The sequence below is a fragment of the Streptomyces sp. NPDC001027 genome, from assembly GCF_040299045.1.
Lineage (GTDB): Bacteria > Actinomycetota > Actinomycetes > Streptomycetales > Streptomycetaceae > Streptomyces.
This window is the reverse complement of the sequence record NZ_JBEPBI010000176.1, coordinates 1-16,393: the sequence shown is the minus strand read 5'-3', so window position 1 is coordinate 16,393 and position 16,393 is coordinate 1. Positions and strand designations below refer to the sequence as shown.

Sequence of the window (16,393 nt, the reverse complement as noted above, 5' to 3'; positions counted from 1 at the left end):
GCCACGGGCCGGGGCCCCGCCGGGCGACGCCGGCGGGGCCGCGGCGTCGGCCTGCGGCCGCGGGGGCGGCGTCGGCTCGGGGGGCGGGGGGATGAGGTCCACGCGATCCACTGGTTCCCTGGTTCCCTACGGTTCTGCTGGGCGGAGACGATCAAGTATCGCTGTCGTCACGAGCCGTCCGCGACGCCCTACCCGTACCCCCAGGAGCTCCCCCGTGCACCGTCCCCCCAGCGTCGAGACCGACCTGGCCGAAGAACTGGCCGCCGTACGTCCCGCTCTCGGCCCCCGGTTCGCGGCCTCGCTGCCCGGGGCCCGGGCGGCCGTGCTGACCCGGCTGTGGCGGGCGCTCGCCCACGAGCCGCTGCCCTGGGTGGCCGGCCGTGAGGGGTTCGGTCCGCGGGGCCGGGAGGGGCTGCTGGTGCGGCTGCGCGACGGCCGCCCGCTGCTCGGCCCGCCCGCGGACCCGTACACCACCGCCGCCGGTGTGACGGAGCTGCTCCTGGACGGCACGGCGTACGACGACCCCGCCCGGCTGCTGACGGAGCTGGCGGTCCCGCACGGTGCGGACTTCGCCGCCGAACTCGGCCACAGCGTGGTGTCGTTGGCGTTGTCGCGGGCCGGCCAGGACCCCGACGACGCCTGCCTGAGGGACCCGAAGGAGTGGCCCGAGCAGGACTGGGAGTGGGAGCAGCGGGTCGTCGACGGGCATCCGTATCATCCCAACTGCCGTGCGCGGCCGGGCTTCTCCGTGGCCGAGCAGCTGGCGTACGGTCCCGAGCACCGGCCGTCGGTGCGGCTGGAGCTGCTGCCGGCGCCCGCCGCCGACTGTCTGGTGTCGGGCCGGTGGCCGCAGCGACTGCGGGACGGCGGGCGGCTGTTGATCCCGGTGCATCCGTGGCAGGCGGCGCATGTGCTGCGCCGGACCGGCCTGGAGGGGCCGGCGGCGTATCCGCTGATGTCGCTGCGCACGCTCGCCCTGGCCGACGGCCTGCACGTGAAGACCGCGTTGAGCACCCGGCTGACCTCCTCGGTGCGGGACATCTCCGTCGGCTCGGTGGCCGCTTCCGCGCTCCTGTCGGCGTTCGCGGAGAGCCTGGAGCCGCACACGCACGGTCTGCTGCACATGACCCGGACGCTGGGCGCCGCGACCGCCTGCTCTCCGGACCTGGCGGCCGTGCTGCGCGAGTCGCCGCGCGTGTACGGGGGGCCGGGCGAGCACGTCGTCCCGGTGGCCGCCCTGGCCGGCACCGAACTGCCGCGTGACAGCGCCTGGTTGGGCCGTCTGGCGCGGCTCGGTCTCATCGTCGGACTGCGCATGCTGGAGCTGGGCGTGGCGTTGGAGGCGCACGGCCAGAACCTGCTGGTGGTGCTGTCGCCGTCGGGCGAGCCGCTGCGGCTGGTCTACCGCGACCTGGCCGACATCCGGGTGAGTCCGGCGCGGCTGGCCCGGCACGGCGTCCCGTTGCCCGACGGCCTGCCCGCGCGGATCGTCACGGACGACGTGACGGTGCTGCGCCGCAAGCTGTTCGGCTCGCTGGTGGCGGGCGCGCTGGCGGGGACGGCAGGAGGCGGGCGGGCGCTGGGGGCGGCCCTGGAGAGCGCGGTACGGGATCTGCCGCGCACCCCGGACCTCGTGGCGCTGTGCGAGGAGCCGCTGCCCGCGAAGGCGCTGACGCTGATGCGGCTGTCGCCGGGGACGCCCGGGGACCGTTGGGCCGAGCTGCCCAACCCCTTGCGGTGGCAGGCGGACTGACCGTCGTTTTGTGGCGGGCCGCCTCTGATCAATAGGATCCGCCGATGATCAGAACACAACGGCTGGCGGCGGGCGTCTGCGCCCTGCTCGCCGCGCTCATGGCCGGGATCGCGTTCCCGGCCGGGGCGGTGGCCGACGAGACCACCGCCGCCGCGCCCAAGGTCGACCTGGTCCTCGACGTCAGCGGTTCGATGCGGACGAAGGACATGGACGGCGGGACGCGGATGGCCGCGGCCAAGCAGGCGTTCAACGAGGTGCTGGACGCGACCCCGGAGAACGTCCTCCTCGGCATCCGCACCCTCGGCGCCAACTACCCGGGCGACGACCGCAAGACGGGCTGCAAGGACACCGCGCAGCTCTACCCGGTCGGCCCGCTGGACCGGACCGAGGCGAAGACGGCCGTGGCGACGCTGTCGCCGACCGGCTGGACGCCGATCGGTCCCGCCCTGCTGAAGGCGGCCGACGACCTCGAGGGCGGCGCCGGCTCCAAGCGCATCGTGCTGATCAGCGACGGCGAGGACACCTGTCCGCCGCTCGACCCGTGCGAGGTGGCCCGCGAGATCGCGGCCAAGGGCATCGGCCTGACCATCGACACCCTCGGCCTGGTGCCGAACGTCAAGATGCGCCGGCAGCTCAGCTGCATCGCGGAGGCGACCGGCGGCACCTACACCTCGGTGGAGCACACCGACGAACTCACCGACCGGGTGAACCAGTTGGTCGACCGGGCGGCCGACCCGGTGGTCACTCCGGTGGCCGCCGAGGGCGCGGCCTCCTGCGCCAAGGCGCCCACGCTGAAGTCGGGTCTGTACACCGACCGCGAGGAGTTCGGCCAGGAGCGCTGGTACCGGGTGGACGTCGAGCCCGGCCAGGAGCTGCGCGCCTCGGTGAGCGTGTCGGCGGACCGGGCCGTGAACCCCGACTACGGGGTGCTGCTGCGGGCGGTCACGGTGCACGACCGGGAGATCGTGCGCGGCGAGGCGGCGGGCAACGGCCGCACCGACGCCGTCTCGACGGGACTGCGCTACCCGAAGGCGCAGAGCGACGACGACGACGCTCCGGCCGAGACGGTGTGCCTCCAGGTCACCCACTCCTACTCGGCGACGGCCGGCGTGAAGACCACGCCGGGCATGCCGCTGGAGCTGACCGTGGACGTGGTCGAGGGCCCGTCGCAGGCGAGCGACGTGGCCGCCTTCGGCCTCGGCCGGGGCTGGTGGCTGCTGGGCGTGCTGGTGCTGGTCGGCTTCCTCGCGGGTGTGCTGTGGGGCTGGGCGTCTCGCTGGCGGATCGCGGTCTGGAGGACCAACTGATGCGGATCACACGTGTGCTGAGCAGCGTGGCGCTGGTGCTCGGGCCGCTGGCGGGGCTGGCGCTCGGTCCCGCGGCCGCACCGGCCGCGGCCGACTCCACGCCGTCGGCGAGTGCGTCCGGCGGCTCCTCCGCGCCGACCGAGGCGGGCACCTCGTTCCGTACGGCGACGGAGATCGAACAGGGGCAGACGGCGACGGCGAACGGCTCCGCGGGCGACTACCTGTACTGGTCGTTCCCGGCGGACACCGGTCAGCGCCCCACCGTCAAGGCGACGGTGAAGCTGCCCGGGACCCATGCGGCGCAGACCTGGCAGGTCGACGTCTACGACGGGCTGCGCCGCCGTCAGGCCTGCCAGTACGGCGCGCAGACGCGCACCGCCGCTGCGGGCGCGGGCTCCGTCGAACTGGCCTGCGTGCTGCGCACGGTGCGCGCCTGGTCGGAGCCGTGGGACGGCGACCCGCTGCCGGGCACGTACTACGTCCGGCTGACCGTCCTCAAGCTGACGACGGCCGACCTGGGCCTACCGGTCGGCGCGCGACTGCGGGTGGACTCCAAGGACATCGGCGGCGCCGCGGCCGTGGACGGTTCGCTGGCGAAGCCGCTCGTTCCGGGCATCGCGGTCGCCTCCGAGGAGAAGAAGGACGATTCCTCGGCCTCGGCCGTGCTGTCGAGCATCGAGCCGGACGACGGCTGGGCGTCCGGCTGGTGGTCCGACCGATGGGTGTGGACCGGCGTCGGCGCGGTGCTCGCCGCCCTCGCCGGGATCGGCGGATACACGCTGACCCGCGGCTCGGGACGCCCCCGTCAGGCGCCCCCGAGCGCCTGACGCCTGAGGGCGCCTGACGCCTCGTCGAGAAAGGGCCCACCGCATGGCGCGGTGGGCCCTTTCTCGTGCCGCCTCATGCCCTGTCATGCCCTGTCATGCCCTGTCATGCCGTCTCATGGCGTCTCATGCCGCCCGCAGCGCCTTGGCCGGCGGGCCCTCGCCGGCCACCTCGATCCGGCCGGCGCGCACGGCGTCCAGCACGCCCAACTCCCCCCGGGCGACGGCCGCCGCGGCGCCCGCGTCCAGGGTGAGCAGGGCGTCGGGCTCCCGGGGGGCGCGGCCGTCGCCGTAGACCGGCCCGGGCCCGTCCCCGACGTGGAGGTGGAACGCGCCTTCCTCCAGGCGCACTTCGACCAGCCCCTCGTCCACCCCGCCGTGCCGCAGGCCGCGCAGCAGGGGCAGCGCGAACCAGTGGGCGCGCAGGGCGTCGGTGGGCCGCCGCTCGCCGAGCTCGGCCTCCCCCCACGCCCCGAGGGCCTGCAGCACCGGCAGCAACTCCTCGCCTCGGCCGGTGAGTTCGTACACGTACGCCGCTCCCGGCGGGGGCAGTCTGCGCCGGGTGGTCAGGCCGTCCCGCTCCATGTCCTTCAGCCGCGAGGCGAGTACGTCCGTGCTGACACCCGGCAGGTCGGCGTGCAGGTCCGTGTAGCGGCGCGGGCCGGCGAGCAGCTCCCGGACGATCAGCAGGGTCCAGCGGTCGCCGACGACGTCGAGGGCGCGCGCGGCGGAGCAGTACTGGTCGTAGCTTCGGCGAGGTGACATGGCACGCAGTCTAGACATGTCGTTGGACTTTCCAAGCGGGAACTTGGTAAAACCAAGCAACACATCAACCGGAGGGGCGAGCGCGCATGGAGTTCCGGCAGTCGAACAAGCTGAGCGAGGTCTGTTACGAGATCCGCGGCCCGGTGATCGAGCACGCCGACGCGCTGGAGGCGGCGGGCCACAGCGTCCTGCGCCTGAACACCGGCAACCCCGCGCTCTTCGGGTTCGAGGCCCCGGAGGAGATCCTCCAGGACATGATCCGGATGCTTCCGCAGGCGCACGGCTACACCGACTCGCGGGGCGTCCTCTCCGCCCGCCGTGCCGTGGCCGGGCGCTACCAGACGCTGGGCCTGGAGGTCGGCGTCGACGACGTGTTCCTCGGCAACGGCATCTCCGAGCTGATCTCCATGGCCGTGCAGGCGCTGGTCGAGGACGGCGACGAGATCCTCATCCCCGCCCCCGACTTCCCCCTCTGGACGGCGGTCACCACCCTCGCCGGCGGCAAGGCCGTGCACTACCTCTGCGACGAGCAGGCCGACTGGTACCCGGACCTGGACGACATGGCCTCGAAGATCACCGACCGCACCAAGGCCGTCGTCATCATCAACCCCAACAACCCGACCGGCGCGGTCTACCCGAAGGAGATCATCGAGGGCATCCTCGACCTCGCGCGCCGGCACGGCCTGATGGTCTTCGCCGACGAGATCTACGACCGGATCGTGTACGACGACGCCGTGCACCACTCGGTCGCCGCGCTCGCCCCCGACCTGGTCGTGCTGACGTTCTGCGGCCTGTCGAAGACGTACCGGGTGGCCGGCTTCCGGTCGGGCTGGCTGGTGGTCACCGGCCCCCGGCAGCACGCGAAGAACTACCTGGAGGGCCTGACCATGCTGGCGTCCATGCGGCTGTGCGCCAACGCGCCCGCCCAGTACGCCATCCAGGCCGCGCTCGGCGGCCGCCAGTCCATCCACGAGCTGACCGCGCCCGGCGGCCGCCTGCACGAGCAGCGCACCGTGGCCTGGGAGAAGCTCAACGAGATTCCCGGCGTGTCCTGCGTGAAGCCCAAGGGGTCGCTGTACGCGTTCCCCCGTCTCGACCCCAAGGTGCACAAGATCCACGACGACGAGAAGTTCGTCCTGGACCTGCTGCTGCGGGAGAAGATCCAGGTCGTCCAGGGCACCGGCTTCAACTGGCCGACCCCCGACCACTTCCGCATCCTCACCCTCCCCCACGCGGACGACCTGGAGGCCGCCATCGGCCGGATCGGACGCTTCCTCGGCGGATACCGGCAGTAGCGGCGGCGGGCGCGGGACGCGGAAGCACCGGTGGCCGGTGATCGCCGCCGGGAATGTCAGACCTGCGTCGTAGCCTCGGACGCACGAGGACGACGCGAAGGACGACGCGAGGAGACGCAGGGGGTCCACGGACCCCACAGGCCCCATGGGTCCCACGGGGTCCGTGGCCCGTCGCCGGGAGGAAGCAGCCGTGACACGACCGCCGACCGCGGCGCAGCGCCGGGTGATCGACGCCGCCGAGCCGGTCACCGGGCGGCTGCGGGGCACACAGGCACAGCTGGCGGCCCTGGTGCGGCACGGGCTGGCGTTCCGGCACCCGCGGCCGCCGCACGACCACTTCCTCACCCCGGCGGGCCACCGCGTCCGGGAGGCCGTGCCCGAACCGCCGGCGGCCCTCCCGCCGGAGGCGGTCGGCGGCGCGGAGGTGTTCGCCGCGCGGGTCGGCGGCGAGGAGGCGGCCGGGGCCGCGGGCCCCGCCCGGGTCCGTGAGGTGCACAGCGCCTGGCAGGGCCTGCTGGAGCTGCGCCGGATGACCAACCCGGACGGCGGCACGGACCGCCCCTGCGGCTGGGAGCGCGCGCATCTGGTGCGCGCGGCCGCGCTGGCCCTGGAAGCGGCCGGGCACCGCCCCGCCGGCCCCGGCGGCACGGACGGCTACCGGGTGCGGGCCACCCCGCAGCCGGACGCGGTCGCCGTGCACGGGCCCGACGGCGCGACGCTGATCGCCTGCGCGGCGACACTGGAGGAGGCGGGCTGGCAGGCCGGCGAGCACACCGATCCCCGGACGAGAGCGCGGTATCTGCTGGCTTCCCCCCGCCGGGTGTGAGGGACATGCCAAGATCGATGCTCTGCGCATCGATGAACAGGGCATCGCATGCTCGTCGAGGAGAAGGGGAAGCAGTGAGCGAGCCGTTTTCCGTCCGGGTCACCGTCCGCGGATACGAGACCGACGTGCAGGGACACCTCAACCAGAGCGTGTACATCAACTACGCGGAGCACGCTCGCTGGTCGTTGCTGCAGGCGGCGGGCATCAGCCAGGCCGGACTGATCGGCAGGGGCGTGGGCCCGGTCGCCCTGGAGACCACGATCCGCTACCGGCGTGAGCTGCTCGCCGGGGACGAGGTCGACGTGTCCTGCGTCTTCGAGTGGGGCGGCGGCAAGACGTTCCGGATCGAGCAGACCATCACCAGGGCGGACGGCACGGTGGCCGCCGAACTGACCGCGGTCGGCGGCCTGCTGGACCTGAAGGAGCGCCGGATGGTCGCGAACCCCCAGGACTACTTCAAGGAACTGGCCACCGAACCGGCCCTGTTCGGGCTCTAGGACCTCCCGCTCTCCACTCCCCCGCACCCGGCTCCCCGTTCCCGGCGGTCCGCGGCCGGCCGCCGGTGCGCCGGCCGCCGCCCGCCCGCTCACCGGCCCCCGAACGCCTCCAGGTGATCGCGCGCCCACGCGCGGTACGTCCGAGCCGGCCGGCCCAGCAGCAGCGGCACGTCCTCGGTGACGACCGCGTTGCCTCCCCGGCGGACGTACGCGGCGCTCACCGCGACGCCGTCGGCGACGGCCTCGTCCTGCCACCAGCCCAGGACATACGCGCGGACCTCGTCCGGGGCGAGGTCACGCGTCGCCACCGGCCGTCGCAGGAGCCCGGCGAGCACCGCGGCCTGGCCGGGCACGCTGATCGTCTCGGGCCCGGTCAGCGTGTACGTCCGCCCGGCCCGGCGCCCGTCGAGGAGGGCGACGGCGGCCGCCTCGGCGACGTCGCGCGGATCGACGACCCCCTGGGCCCCGTCGCCGCTCATGTTCGGCGCCGGCTCGCCCTTCCGCACGGCCTCCGCCCAGCTCAGCGTGTTCGAGGCGAAGGAGGAGGGCCGCAGCACGACCCACTCGGCGCCGCTCTCCCGCACCGCCCGCTCGCCCTCGAGGTGCCACTCCCCGGTCGGCCCCGACTCGGGGTCGCCGGTGGCGATCGCCGACAGCTTGACCAGCCGCCCCACCCCGGCCGCGCGGGCCGCCGCCGCCAACGGCCCGTCGTGCTGCGCGGACGGCCCCGGCAGCCCCACCAGGAAGGCGGCCGCCGCCCCGGTCATCGCGGCCTCCAGGGAGGCGGCGTCGCGGTAGTCCCCGCGCGCCACCTCGACGCCCGCGGGCATCCGGGCCTTCGCGGGGTCGCGGACCAGGGCGCGCACCTTCTCACCGCGCGCTGCCAGGTGTCGTACGAGTGCGCCGCCGATGGTGCCCGTAGCACCGGTCACAAGAATCATGACCACCACGGTGACGGCCGCCGCCCCGGCGGCTCTAGGAGATTCCGGCACGCTTCGGCCCGCCGTGCGCCGCCGCCCCGCGCTTACGGTGGAGGCGTGACGAACGCCCTCGCCGAGCAGACCCCGCCCGTCCCCGCCGCGCTGCGCGCCTGGATCGCAGGCATCGGCGACGTCGTCGTCGACCGCGCGCCCGAGGACGCCTTCACGCACGTGCCGGACACCGCGACCAAGGTCGTCGTCCGCGTCGCGCGAAACGGGCGGCACGACACGCTGGTCGTCGGACCGCGCACACGGGCGACGTATCACACGGATCCGGACGAGCGCCCGGTGTCGTGCGTGCAACTGCGGCTGGCGCCGGGGGCCGTGGGGCCGCTGCTCGGGGTGCCTGCGGTGGAGCTCGTGGGCCGCGGGGTGCCGGCCGCCGATCTGCCGGGCCCGGCCGCTCGTCGCCTGGCCCGTGAACTGGCCGTCGCCGCACCGGAGGAGATCACCGCCCGTCTCGCCGACCTGCTGCCGCCGCCCGTGGAGGGCTCGCGCGAGCGTCTGTTGCGGGCCGCCGCCGACGCGCTGTCCACCCGCCCGGACCGCGCCCCGGCCGCCGTGCGCGACGTCGCACGCGAACTCGCCGTCAGCGAACGCCAGTTGCGCAACCTCTTCGCCGCCGGCATCGGGGTCTCCCCCAAGCACTACGCCCGCATCGACCGCGTCCGCCACCTCCTCAGGCACGCGGCCTCCGCCCCGTGGGCGCAACTCGCCGCCGACGCCGGCTACTACGACCAGTCGCACATGAGCGCCGACTTCCGCACCCTGATGGGCGTCCCGCCGACGGCGTTCTTCTCGGGCCGGCGGCCCCGGGCCACGCCCTGCGGGGCCCCACGGCCCTGAAGCCGGACCGTTCCGGGGCGCGCGCGTCCCGCACGCGCCCCGGTCACGGCCGCCGCGCACCACGCGGGTGCACGGCGTCCGGCCGAGGGCCGTCCCCCTCGGCCGGAGTACTCGGCAGGTCAGCCCTGCTCGGCGATCCGCGCCAGCCGCCGGGCCTCTTCCCGGGTCGAGCGGGCGACGGCGTCCTCGTCGACGGTCGTCAGCCGTCCGTCCTCGACGATCTGACGGCCGTTCACGAAGGAGGCGGTGACCGGGGCCGCCGCGCCGAAGACCAGCGCCGTCACCGGGTCGGCGATCGAGGCGTGCGCGAGGGTGTCCAGCCGCCACAGGACCAGGTCGGCGAGCTTGCCCGGCTCCAGCGAGCCGATCTGCGTCGCGCGGCCCAGCACCCGGGCCCCGCCGAAGGTGCCGAGGCGCAGTGCCTGACGGGCGTTCAGCGCGGCCTCTCGGTGCGCTCCGAGACGGTTGACGAGAAGGGCGTTGCGCAGTTCGGTGTGCAGTTCGCCGGACTCGTTGGACGCCGTGCCGTCGACGCCGAGGCCCACCGGGACGCCGGCCGCCAGCATGTCGGGGACGCGGGCGATGCCGGCCGCCAGCCGGGCGTTGGACGACGGACAGTGGGCGACGCCCGTCCCCGTGCGGGCGAACGCGTCGATGTCGGAGTCGTTCATGTGGACGCAGTGCGCCATCCACACGTCCTCGCCGAGCCAGCCGGTGGACTCGAAGTAGTCGGTGGGGCCCATCCCGAACAGCTCGTGGCAGAACTTCTCCTCCTCGACCGTCTCCGAGCCGTGGGTGTGCAGGCGCACCCCGAGCCGGCGGGCCAACTCGGCTCCTTGGCGCATGAGTTCGGTGGAGACGGAGAAGGGCGAGCACGGGGCGACGGCGATCTGGGTCATCGCGTAGAAGGAGGCGTCATGGTGCCGGGCGACGGTCTCCTCGGTGGCGGCGAGGGCGCCGTCCAGCGTCTCCACCGCGAAGTCCGGGGGCAGACCGCCGTCCTTCTCGCTGCGGTCCATGGAGCCGCGGGCGAGGGTGAACCGGACGCCCATGTCCCGTGCGGCGCCGATGATCGCGCCGGAGAGGTCGCCGGAGCCCCGCGGGAAGACGTAGTGGTGGTCCATGGCGGTGGTGACGCCGCCGCGGGCCATCATCGCGAGGGAGCCCTGGGCCGCCGCCAGGACCATCTGCTCGTCGATGCGCGCCCACGTGGGGTAGAGCGCGACGAGCCAGTCGAAGAGGTTGTGGTCGGTGGCCAGCCCCCGGGTGATCCACTGGTAGAAGTGGTGGTGGGTGTTGACCAGGCCGGGCGTGACCAGGTGTCCGGTCGCGTCGATGCGGCGTACGACGTTCTCCAGGCCGCCGGGGGCCCGGCCCGCGCCGACCGACTCGATGCGGTTGCCGGCGAGGACGACATGGCCGTCCGCGTGCTCGGTGTCCTGGGCGTCTACGGTCGCGATCGCGGCGTTCTCGACGACGATGCGCTGGACTGCTGCCATGGTGCGTCCTTTTCGCTCAGCGGACTGTGGGGTGGGGGCACGGCAGGACCCGGGAGCTTTGAGTGCCGCGGCCGGGCGAAGGCGGGTTTCCCCGGCCGCGGGTGCCGAAGAAGGTGAGGGGCGGTCAGAGGTTGGTGAGGTCGGCGGGGATCCTCGCCGCGCAGCCGTCCCGCAGGACCGTCGCTTCGATCAGGCCGTAGGGCCGGTCGGCCGCGAAGTACACCTCGTTGTCGTTCTTCAGCCCGAACGGCTGCAGATCGACGAGGAAGTGGTGCTTGTTCGGGAGCGAGAAGCGGACCTCGTCGATCTCGTCGCGCCGGTCGATGATGCGCGAGCCCATCTCGTACAGGGTCTGCTGGAGCGACAGCGAGTACGTCTCGGCGAAGGCCTGCAGCATGTGCTTCCTCACCTGCTCGTAGGACGTCTCCCAGTCCGGCGCCGGCTGCCCGTCGTCCGACCAGCGAAAGCGCCAGCGGGCCGAGACCTGGGTGGCCAGGATGCGGTCGTGGGCCTCGGGGAGCGTCGTGTACTTGTCCTTGACGTAACCCCAGAACTCGGAGTCCGTCGAGTTCATCACGACCAGGTCCTTGAGCCCGGAGACGACCTCCCACGACGAACCGTCGTAGGTGATCTGGGTGAGCCGGGTCTCCTGACCCTTGCGCACGAACGAGTGCCTGGGCTCGTCCGCACCGGAGGATCGGGGGGCCGCGCCGCTGGACCGGGCGGCTGCGCCGGTGGCTCCGGAGGACGTGCCGGAGGCGTCGATCCGCTCCCAGGCGTACTCCTCGACGCGGATCCGGGCCCGCTCGATGGGCTCCTGCGAGGTGACGAAGTGCCGGGCGAGGTGGATGCCGAACTGCTCGGCGGACTCGATGCCGTGCTCCTTGGCGAACGCGTACACCGTGTTCTTGGTGGTGTCGGTCGGCAGGACGTTGGCGTTCGAGCCGGAGTAGTGGACCTCGTCCATGTCGCCGCTCAGCGCCACGGAGACGTTGAGGTCCTTGATGTGGTGGGTGGCGCCGTCCCGCGTGATCCTCACGACGCGGTTCTCGGCCTTGCCGTACTGGTTCTGCCCCAGAAGCACGGGGCGCCCCGGGCGGGGGTGGTCTGCCATGTCTGCTAGCTCCCTCGGTATACGGAGTAGCCGAACGGGTTGAGCAGCAGCGGCACGTGGTAGTGCTCGCCCGGCACGACGGCGAACGTGATCGCCACCTCCGGGAAGAACACCGCCGGGGCGCCGCTGTCCCGATGCGCGGGGGCGTCCTGCTGCGGATCGGCTCGCTTGTTCTCGAAGTACGGCTCCACGGCGAAGTCGAGCCGTACGTGGGCGGTCCCCTCCGGCAGCGCCGGCAGGTCCTTGCACCGTCCGTCCGCGTCGGTCGCGGACCCGCCGAGCGCCTGCCAGTCGGCGTCCCGGCCCGGACGGGCGAGGAGGCGGACGGCGACGCCCTCGGCGGGGCGGCCTGCGGAGGTGTCCAGGACGTGGGTGGACACCGAGGCGGTGGTGCTGGTGCTCATGGCGGGCTTCAGTCCTCTTCGACGAGTCGGGCGAGGCGGATGCGGTTGATCCTGCCCAGTTCGGTGCGGACGATCTCGCGCTCCTGCTCCGGCGTGTTGCCGAGGCGCTCGCGGACCGCGTCGCGCATCTGCTCGCCGGTGCGTCCGGTGGCGCAGATCAGGAAGACATGGCCGAACTTCTCCTGGTAGGCCAGGTTGAGTTCGAGCATCTGCGTCCTGAGCTCCTCGGGGGCGCAGGCCATGCCGCGCTGTTCGCGGGCCGACGTCGCGTCACCCGGCAGGGGGCGGCCGATCGGCGGGTGTCCGGCCATCGCCTCCGCGAGGCCGGCGGCGCTCAGGGCGGCCGTGGCGGCGTCGCTCACCGCGTAGAGGTCGTCGGCTGCGGTGTACGGGCGGGCCGCGAGCAGTCGGTCGGCCCACGCCGTCGAGGCGCACACCTCATGGAGCGCGGCGAGGGCCGCGGATTCCTCCAGACCGTTGAACCGGGCCAGGCCCGGGGGCGGGGGCGGGTGCGGGGAAGTCGACGTCACGGAAGCCTCCGTGGCCGCGGCGGGCGGCCTTCGTACGTGAGCGGGCTGTCGCCAGCTAACGCCCCTCGACGACCTCACGTCAACACTTTGTTGAAAATTCCGGGTGGCGAACCCAGCCCGCGCCGGAGCGGTCACTGCGGCCGGGACCGGGGCGGGCCGCCCGCGGGCTGCTCAGACCCGTGGTGGGCTACTCACGCCGTGGGCCGCTCACGCCCGTGCGCCGCTCAGACGCCCTTGTCCCGGTTGAGGTAGTTGTAGACGGTGAAGCGGCTCACCCCGAGCGCGCTCGCCACCGTCTCCACGCCGTGCCGCACGGAGAAGGCGCCGCGCGCCTCGAGTATCCGCACGACCTCCTGCTTGGCCTTGCGGTCCAGGTCGGCGAGCGGCTTGCCCTTCCTGCGCTCCATGGCGGCCAGGATGTGGTCGAGGGAGTCCGCGAGCTGAGGCAGACGCACGGCGACGGCCTCGACGCCCTGCCAGGTCAGCACGACGTCCTCGACCCCGGCCTCGTCCGGCGGGAGCATCTCGCCGCCCATCGCGTCGACCAGCGGCTTCACGGCCGCGATGAACGCGTCGTCGTCGGCGGCGGCGCTCACCGGGCCGCCCCGCCGACTTCGCCGGTCACGTCCGGAGCGTCACCGATGACGTTGACCTGCAGCGAGATCCGCGTGGCGCCCGCGCCGAGGGACGTGCGCAGCAGGTCGCCCACCGCGGCGAGCACGGCGTCGGCGGCGCCCTCCACGGTGTTGCCGAAGGGGCCGACGTCCACCGCGTCCAGAGCGGCCGCCTCGATCACCGCACGGGCGGCCAGCGCGTGCGCCGGCGCCTCGTCGAGATCGAAGGGCTCGGTGGTGAACTCCACTTTCAGTCGCATCGCGCCCCCACACCTCTCCGAACGGGACCGGGCCGACGACGCCCGGACCCCGACCCTAACGGACCCGGCCGACACGCACCCGGGAGTCCGGCAGGACCCCGGCGGCCGACCGCCGACGGGAGCGCCCCCGCCCGACGGCGCCACGGGCCCCCGCGCTCCGCCACCCCCTTGACAAGTCACGCAGCCCGACGGCAGTCTTCCAACAAGCAGAAACTAACTTCCGCATTACGGAATTTCCAAAGGCGCACTCGACACGGAAGGGAGCGCGGAACCCCATGGGCTTCGAAGAGCAGCGCTTCAACGTCAACCTGTCGATCCTCTTCACGGAACTCCCGCTCCTTCAGCGCCCCGCGGCCGCCGCCGCGGCCGGCTTCACCGCGGTCGAGCTGTGGTGGCCCTGGATCGACTCCCCCACCCCCGACCCCTCCGAGCTCGACGCGCTCGGGAAGGCGATCGAGGACGCGGGCGTCCAGCTCACGGGCCTCAACTTCTACGCCGGACGGCTCCCGGGCCCGGACCGCGGCGCGCTGTCGATCCCCGGCGCCGAATCGGACCGCTTCCGCGCCAACGTCGACGTGGCCGCCGACTTCGCCGGCTCCCTCGGCTGCACGGCGCTCAACGCGCTCTACGGCAACCGGGTCGACGGCGTGGACCCGGCCGAGCAGGACGCGCTCGCGCTGGAGAACCTGCTGCTCGCGGCCCGGGCCGCCCACCGGATCGGCGCGATCCTGCTGATCGAGGCGCTGAACAGGCCCGAGTCGCCGCGCTACCCGCTGGTGAGCGCGGCGGCCGCGGTCAGCGTCGTCGACCGGGTCAACGAGGCGAGCGGACTGGGCAACGCGAAGTTCCTGATGGACCTCTACCACCTGTCCAGGAACGGCGAGGACCTGCCGTCGGCGATCGAGCGGTACGCCTCGTCGACGGGGCATGTGCAGATCGCCGACGATCCGGGCCGCGGCGCGCCGGGCACCGGCTCGCTCCCGCTGGAGGAGCTGCTCGACCGGCTGCGCAGGGCCGGCTACGACGGCTGGACCGGCCTCGAGTACAAGCCGGGCGACAGGCCGAGCTCCGAGGCCTTCGAGTGGCTCCCGCGCGCCGCCCGCTGAACGTCCCGGCACCGCACCGCAGTCAGAGAGGCACCCTCATGACCACCCTCCCCAAGATCGCCTGGATCGGCCTCGGCATCATGGGCGCCCCCATGTCCGAGAACCTGCTCAAGGCGGGTTACGACGTCACGGGCTTCACCCTGGAACAGCACAAGCTGGAGCGTCTGGCGCGCGCGGGCGGCGCCGCGGCCGGGTCTCTCGCCGAGGCCGTGCGGGACGCCGACGTGATCATCACGATGGTGCCCGCCTCGCCGCAGGTCGAGGCCGTCGCCCACGGCCCGGACGGCATCCTCGAGAACGCCCGGTCCGGCGCGCTCCTGATCGACATGTCCTCGATCACCCCGCAGACCTCCGTCGACCTGGCGAAGGCGGCCGCCGGCAAGGGCATCCGCGTGCTCGACGCCCCGGTGTCCGGCGGCGAGGCGGGCGCGATCGAGGCGGTGCTGTCCATCATGGTCGGCGGCGAGCAGGCCGACTTCGACGAGGCCCGACCGGTCTTCGACGCCCTCGGCACGACGGTCGTGCTGTGCGGCCCGCACGGCTCGGGCCAGACCGTGAAGGCCGCCAACCAGCTGATCGTCGCCGTCAACATCCAGGCGTGCGCGGAGGCCGTGGTCTTCCTGGAGAAGTCGGGCGTGGACCTCGCGGCGGCCCTCGACGTCCTGAACGGCGGCCTGGCCGGCTCGACCGTCCTGACGCGCAAGAAGGACAACTTCCTCGGCCGGGACTTCACGCCGGGCTTCCGGATCGACCTGCACCACAAGGACATGGGCATCGTCACCGACGCCGCCCGCGGCGTGGGCGCGGCCCTGCCGGTGGGCGCCGTGGTCGCCCAGCTGATCGCGAGCCTGCGGGCACAGGGCGACGGCGGACTGGACCACTCCGCCCTGCTGCGGGCGGTGGAGCGGCTCTCCGGCACGCGGAGCTGATCCTCCCCGCCCCCTCTGCTTCCGGGCGGCGCCGGCGCTGACATCTGTCCTGTCGCGCCCAGGCGTCGGCGCCGCCCGGAATCCACCGAACGAACCCCACTCGACACCGGCTCGCCTGCGGCGGACACCGCCCCCGGCGAGCCCGCGAAACGGCCCGCACGGGCCGACCCGGCCCGGATGAGGGATGACCGGCCGGCATCGTGCGGGCGCGACGAGGACCGCGGCGGCGTGTGAGCCAGTGCGGTGGTGAAGGTCCGGTCCGCCCTTTCCGACCTGAGGGAAGGCGACCCGGTTCCGTCACACCCGCCGCGGTCCCGGTTCGCCGCCGAGCGCCCCTCCCGGCGGCGCGCACGTCCTGTCGGCCTCCGGGCCTGCGCCGATCCCAGCTCCTCGCCGAGCCCGTCCGGCGGCGCGAACGTCTCGTCGGCCTCGGGGCCTGCGCCGATCCCGGCTCGTCACCGAGCCCGTCCGGCGGCATAAACGTCCCGTGGCGTCCGGACCCGCGCCGATCCCGGCTCGTCACCGAGCCCGTCCGGCGGCATAAACGTCCCGTCGCGTCCGGACCCGCGCCGATCCCGGCTCCTCGCCGAGCCCGTCCGGCGGCGCGAACGTCTCGTCGGCCTCCGGGCCTGCGCCGGCCCCGGCTCCTCGCCGAGCCCCGTCCGGCGGCGTGAACGTCCCGTGGCGTCCGGACCCGCGCCGATCCCGGCTCCTCGCCGAGCCCGTCCGGCGGCGCGAACGTCTCGTCGGCCTCCGGGCCTGCGCCGGCCCCGGCTCGTCACCGAGCCCCGTCCGGCGGCGCGAACGTCCCGTGGCGTCCGGACCCGCGCCCCGGACGGGCGAG

17 protein-coding genes are annotated in these 16,393 nt (G+C 73.8%); 9 read left to right on the top strand and 8 right to left on the bottom strand.

What is annotated here, in order from left to right:
- Positions 1-214 precede the first annotated feature (214 nt).
- Genes ABT300_RS32065 through ABT300_RS32055 form a run of 3 tightly spaced genes read left to right on the top strand, consistent with a single transcriptional unit; the run spans position 215 to position 3,887 of the window.
- Positions 215-1,753 carry an IucA/IucC family protein gene (locus ABT300_RS32065; RefSeq protein WP_351683148.1) on the top strand — a complete coding sequence of 513 codons (1,539 nt, stop codon included), beginning with the start codon at positions 215-217 and terminating at the stop codon, positions 1,751-1,753.
- A gap of 44 nt (positions 1,754-1,797) precedes the next feature.
- Complete coding sequence (locus ABT300_RS32060; RefSeq protein ID WP_351683146.1) at positions 1,798-3,060, top strand: VWA domain-containing protein; 1,263 nt, start codon at positions 1,798-1,800, stop codon at positions 3,058-3,060.
- A complete protein-coding gene (locus tag ABT300_RS32055) occupies positions 3,060-3,887 on the top strand; it encodes a hypothetical protein (protein ID WP_351683143.1) in 828 nt (275 codons plus the stop codon). Before ABT300_RS32060 ends, ABT300_RS32055 begins: the two co-directional genes overlap by 1 nt.
- 123 nt (positions 3,888-4,010) lie before the next feature.
- Here the strand turns inward: ABT300_RS32055 and ABT300_RS32050 are convergent, their stop codons facing one another.
- Positions 4,011-4,649, bottom strand: coding sequence for a winged helix-turn-helix transcriptional regulator (locus ABT300_RS32050; RefSeq protein WP_351683141.1), 639 nt, complete (start codon positions 4,647-4,649; stop codon positions 4,011-4,013).
- An 86-nt stretch (positions 4,650-4,735) separates the two neighbouring features.
- On the opposite strand from ABT300_RS32050, the gene ABT300_RS32045 reads away from it, so the two are divergent.
- From ABT300_RS32045 to ABT300_RS32035, 3 genes are all read left to right on the top strand, one after another.
- Complete coding sequence (locus ABT300_RS32045; RefSeq protein WP_351683139.1) at positions 4,736-5,944, top strand: pyridoxal phosphate-dependent aminotransferase; 1,209 nt, start codon at positions 4,736-4,738, stop codon at positions 5,942-5,944.
- Between the two features lie 190 nt (positions 5,945-6,134).
- Positions 6,135-6,770 (top strand): hypothetical protein, encoded by a 636-nt coding sequence (locus ABT300_RS32040; RefSeq protein WP_351683137.1) that lies wholly within the window; start codon positions 6,135-6,137, stop codon positions 6,768-6,770.
- A gap of 74 nt (positions 6,771-6,844) precedes the next feature.
- The gene (locus ABT300_RS32035; RefSeq protein WP_351683135.1) at positions 6,845-7,267 is read left to right on the top strand and encodes an acyl-CoA thioesterase; all 423 of its coding nucleotides are present in this window, start codon (positions 6,845-6,847) and stop codon (positions 7,265-7,267) included.
- Positions 7,268-7,356: 89 nt separating this feature from the next.
- Here ABT300_RS32035 and ABT300_RS32030 read toward each other — a convergent pair whose 3' ends face one another.
- The gene (locus tag ABT300_RS32030) at positions 7,357-8,208 is read right to left on the bottom strand and encodes an NAD(P)H-binding protein (protein ID WP_502978036.1); all 852 of its coding nucleotides are present in this window, start codon (positions 8,206-8,208) and stop codon (positions 7,357-7,359) included.
- A 96-nt stretch (positions 8,209-8,304) separates the two neighbouring features.
- Here ABT300_RS32030 and ABT300_RS32025 point away from each other — a divergent pair, with 96 nt between their 5' ends.
- On the top strand, positions 8,305-9,093 hold the full coding sequence (locus ABT300_RS32025) for a helix-turn-helix domain-containing protein (protein WP_351683132.1): 789 nt from the start codon (positions 8,305-8,307) through the stop codon (positions 9,091-9,093).
- Positions 9,094-9,212: 119 nt separating this feature from the next.
- Here ABT300_RS32025 and ABT300_RS32020 read toward each other — a convergent pair whose 3' ends face one another.
- From ABT300_RS32020 to ABT300_RS31995, 6 genes are all read right to left on the bottom strand, one after another.
- Positions 9,213-10,592, bottom strand: coding sequence for an 8-oxoguanine deaminase (locus ABT300_RS32020; RefSeq protein WP_351683129.1), 1,380 nt, complete (start codon positions 10,590-10,592; stop codon positions 9,213-9,215).
- A gap of 124 nt (positions 10,593-10,716) precedes the next feature.
- Positions 10,717-11,706: a factor-independent urate hydroxylase gene (gene pucL / locus ABT300_RS32015; protein ID WP_351683127.1), complete on the bottom strand. Its 990-nt coding sequence runs from the start codon at positions 11,704-11,706 to the stop codon at positions 10,717-10,719.
- A gap of 5 nt (positions 11,707-11,711) precedes the next feature.
- Positions 11,712-12,110 (bottom strand): hydroxyisourate hydrolase, encoded by a 399-nt coding sequence (gene uraH / locus ABT300_RS32010; RefSeq protein ID WP_351683124.1) that lies wholly within the window; start codon positions 12,108-12,110, stop codon positions 11,712-11,714.
- A gap of 8 nt (positions 12,111-12,118) precedes the next feature.
- Positions 12,119-12,640, bottom strand: a complete 522-nt coding sequence (uraD, locus tag ABT300_RS32005; protein WP_351683121.1) for a 2-oxo-4-hydroxy-4-carboxy-5-ureidoimidazoline decarboxylase — start codon at positions 12,638-12,640, stop codon at positions 12,119-12,121.
- Between the two features lie 224 nt (positions 12,641-12,864).
- Positions 12,865-13,176, bottom strand: a complete 312-nt coding sequence (locus tag ABT300_RS32000; RefSeq protein WP_351683151.1) for a helix-turn-helix domain-containing protein — start codon at positions 13,174-13,176, stop codon at positions 12,865-12,867.
- A 56-nt stretch (positions 13,177-13,232) separates the two neighbouring features.
- On the bottom strand, positions 13,233-13,514 hold the full coding sequence (locus ABT300_RS31995; RefSeq protein ID WP_351683119.1) for a hypothetical protein: 282 nt from the start codon (positions 13,512-13,514) through the stop codon (positions 13,233-13,235).
- 275 nt (positions 13,515-13,789) lie between these two features.
- Between ABT300_RS31995 and ABT300_RS31990 the strand changes: the two genes are divergently transcribed.
- Both ABT300_RS31990 and ABT300_RS31985 read left to right on the top strand, forming a co-directional pair.
- Positions 13,790-14,620, top strand: a complete 831-nt coding sequence (locus tag ABT300_RS31990) for a TIM barrel protein (protein WP_351683116.1) — start codon at positions 13,790-13,792, stop codon at positions 14,618-14,620.
- A 38-nt stretch (positions 14,621-14,658) separates the two neighbouring features.
- Positions 14,659-15,549 carry a 2-hydroxy-3-oxopropionate reductase gene (locus tag ABT300_RS31985; protein ID WP_351683113.1) on the top strand — a complete coding sequence of 297 codons (891 nt, stop codon included), beginning with the start codon at positions 14,659-14,661 and terminating at the stop codon, positions 15,547-15,549.
- Positions 15,550-16,393: the final 844 nt, after the last annotated feature.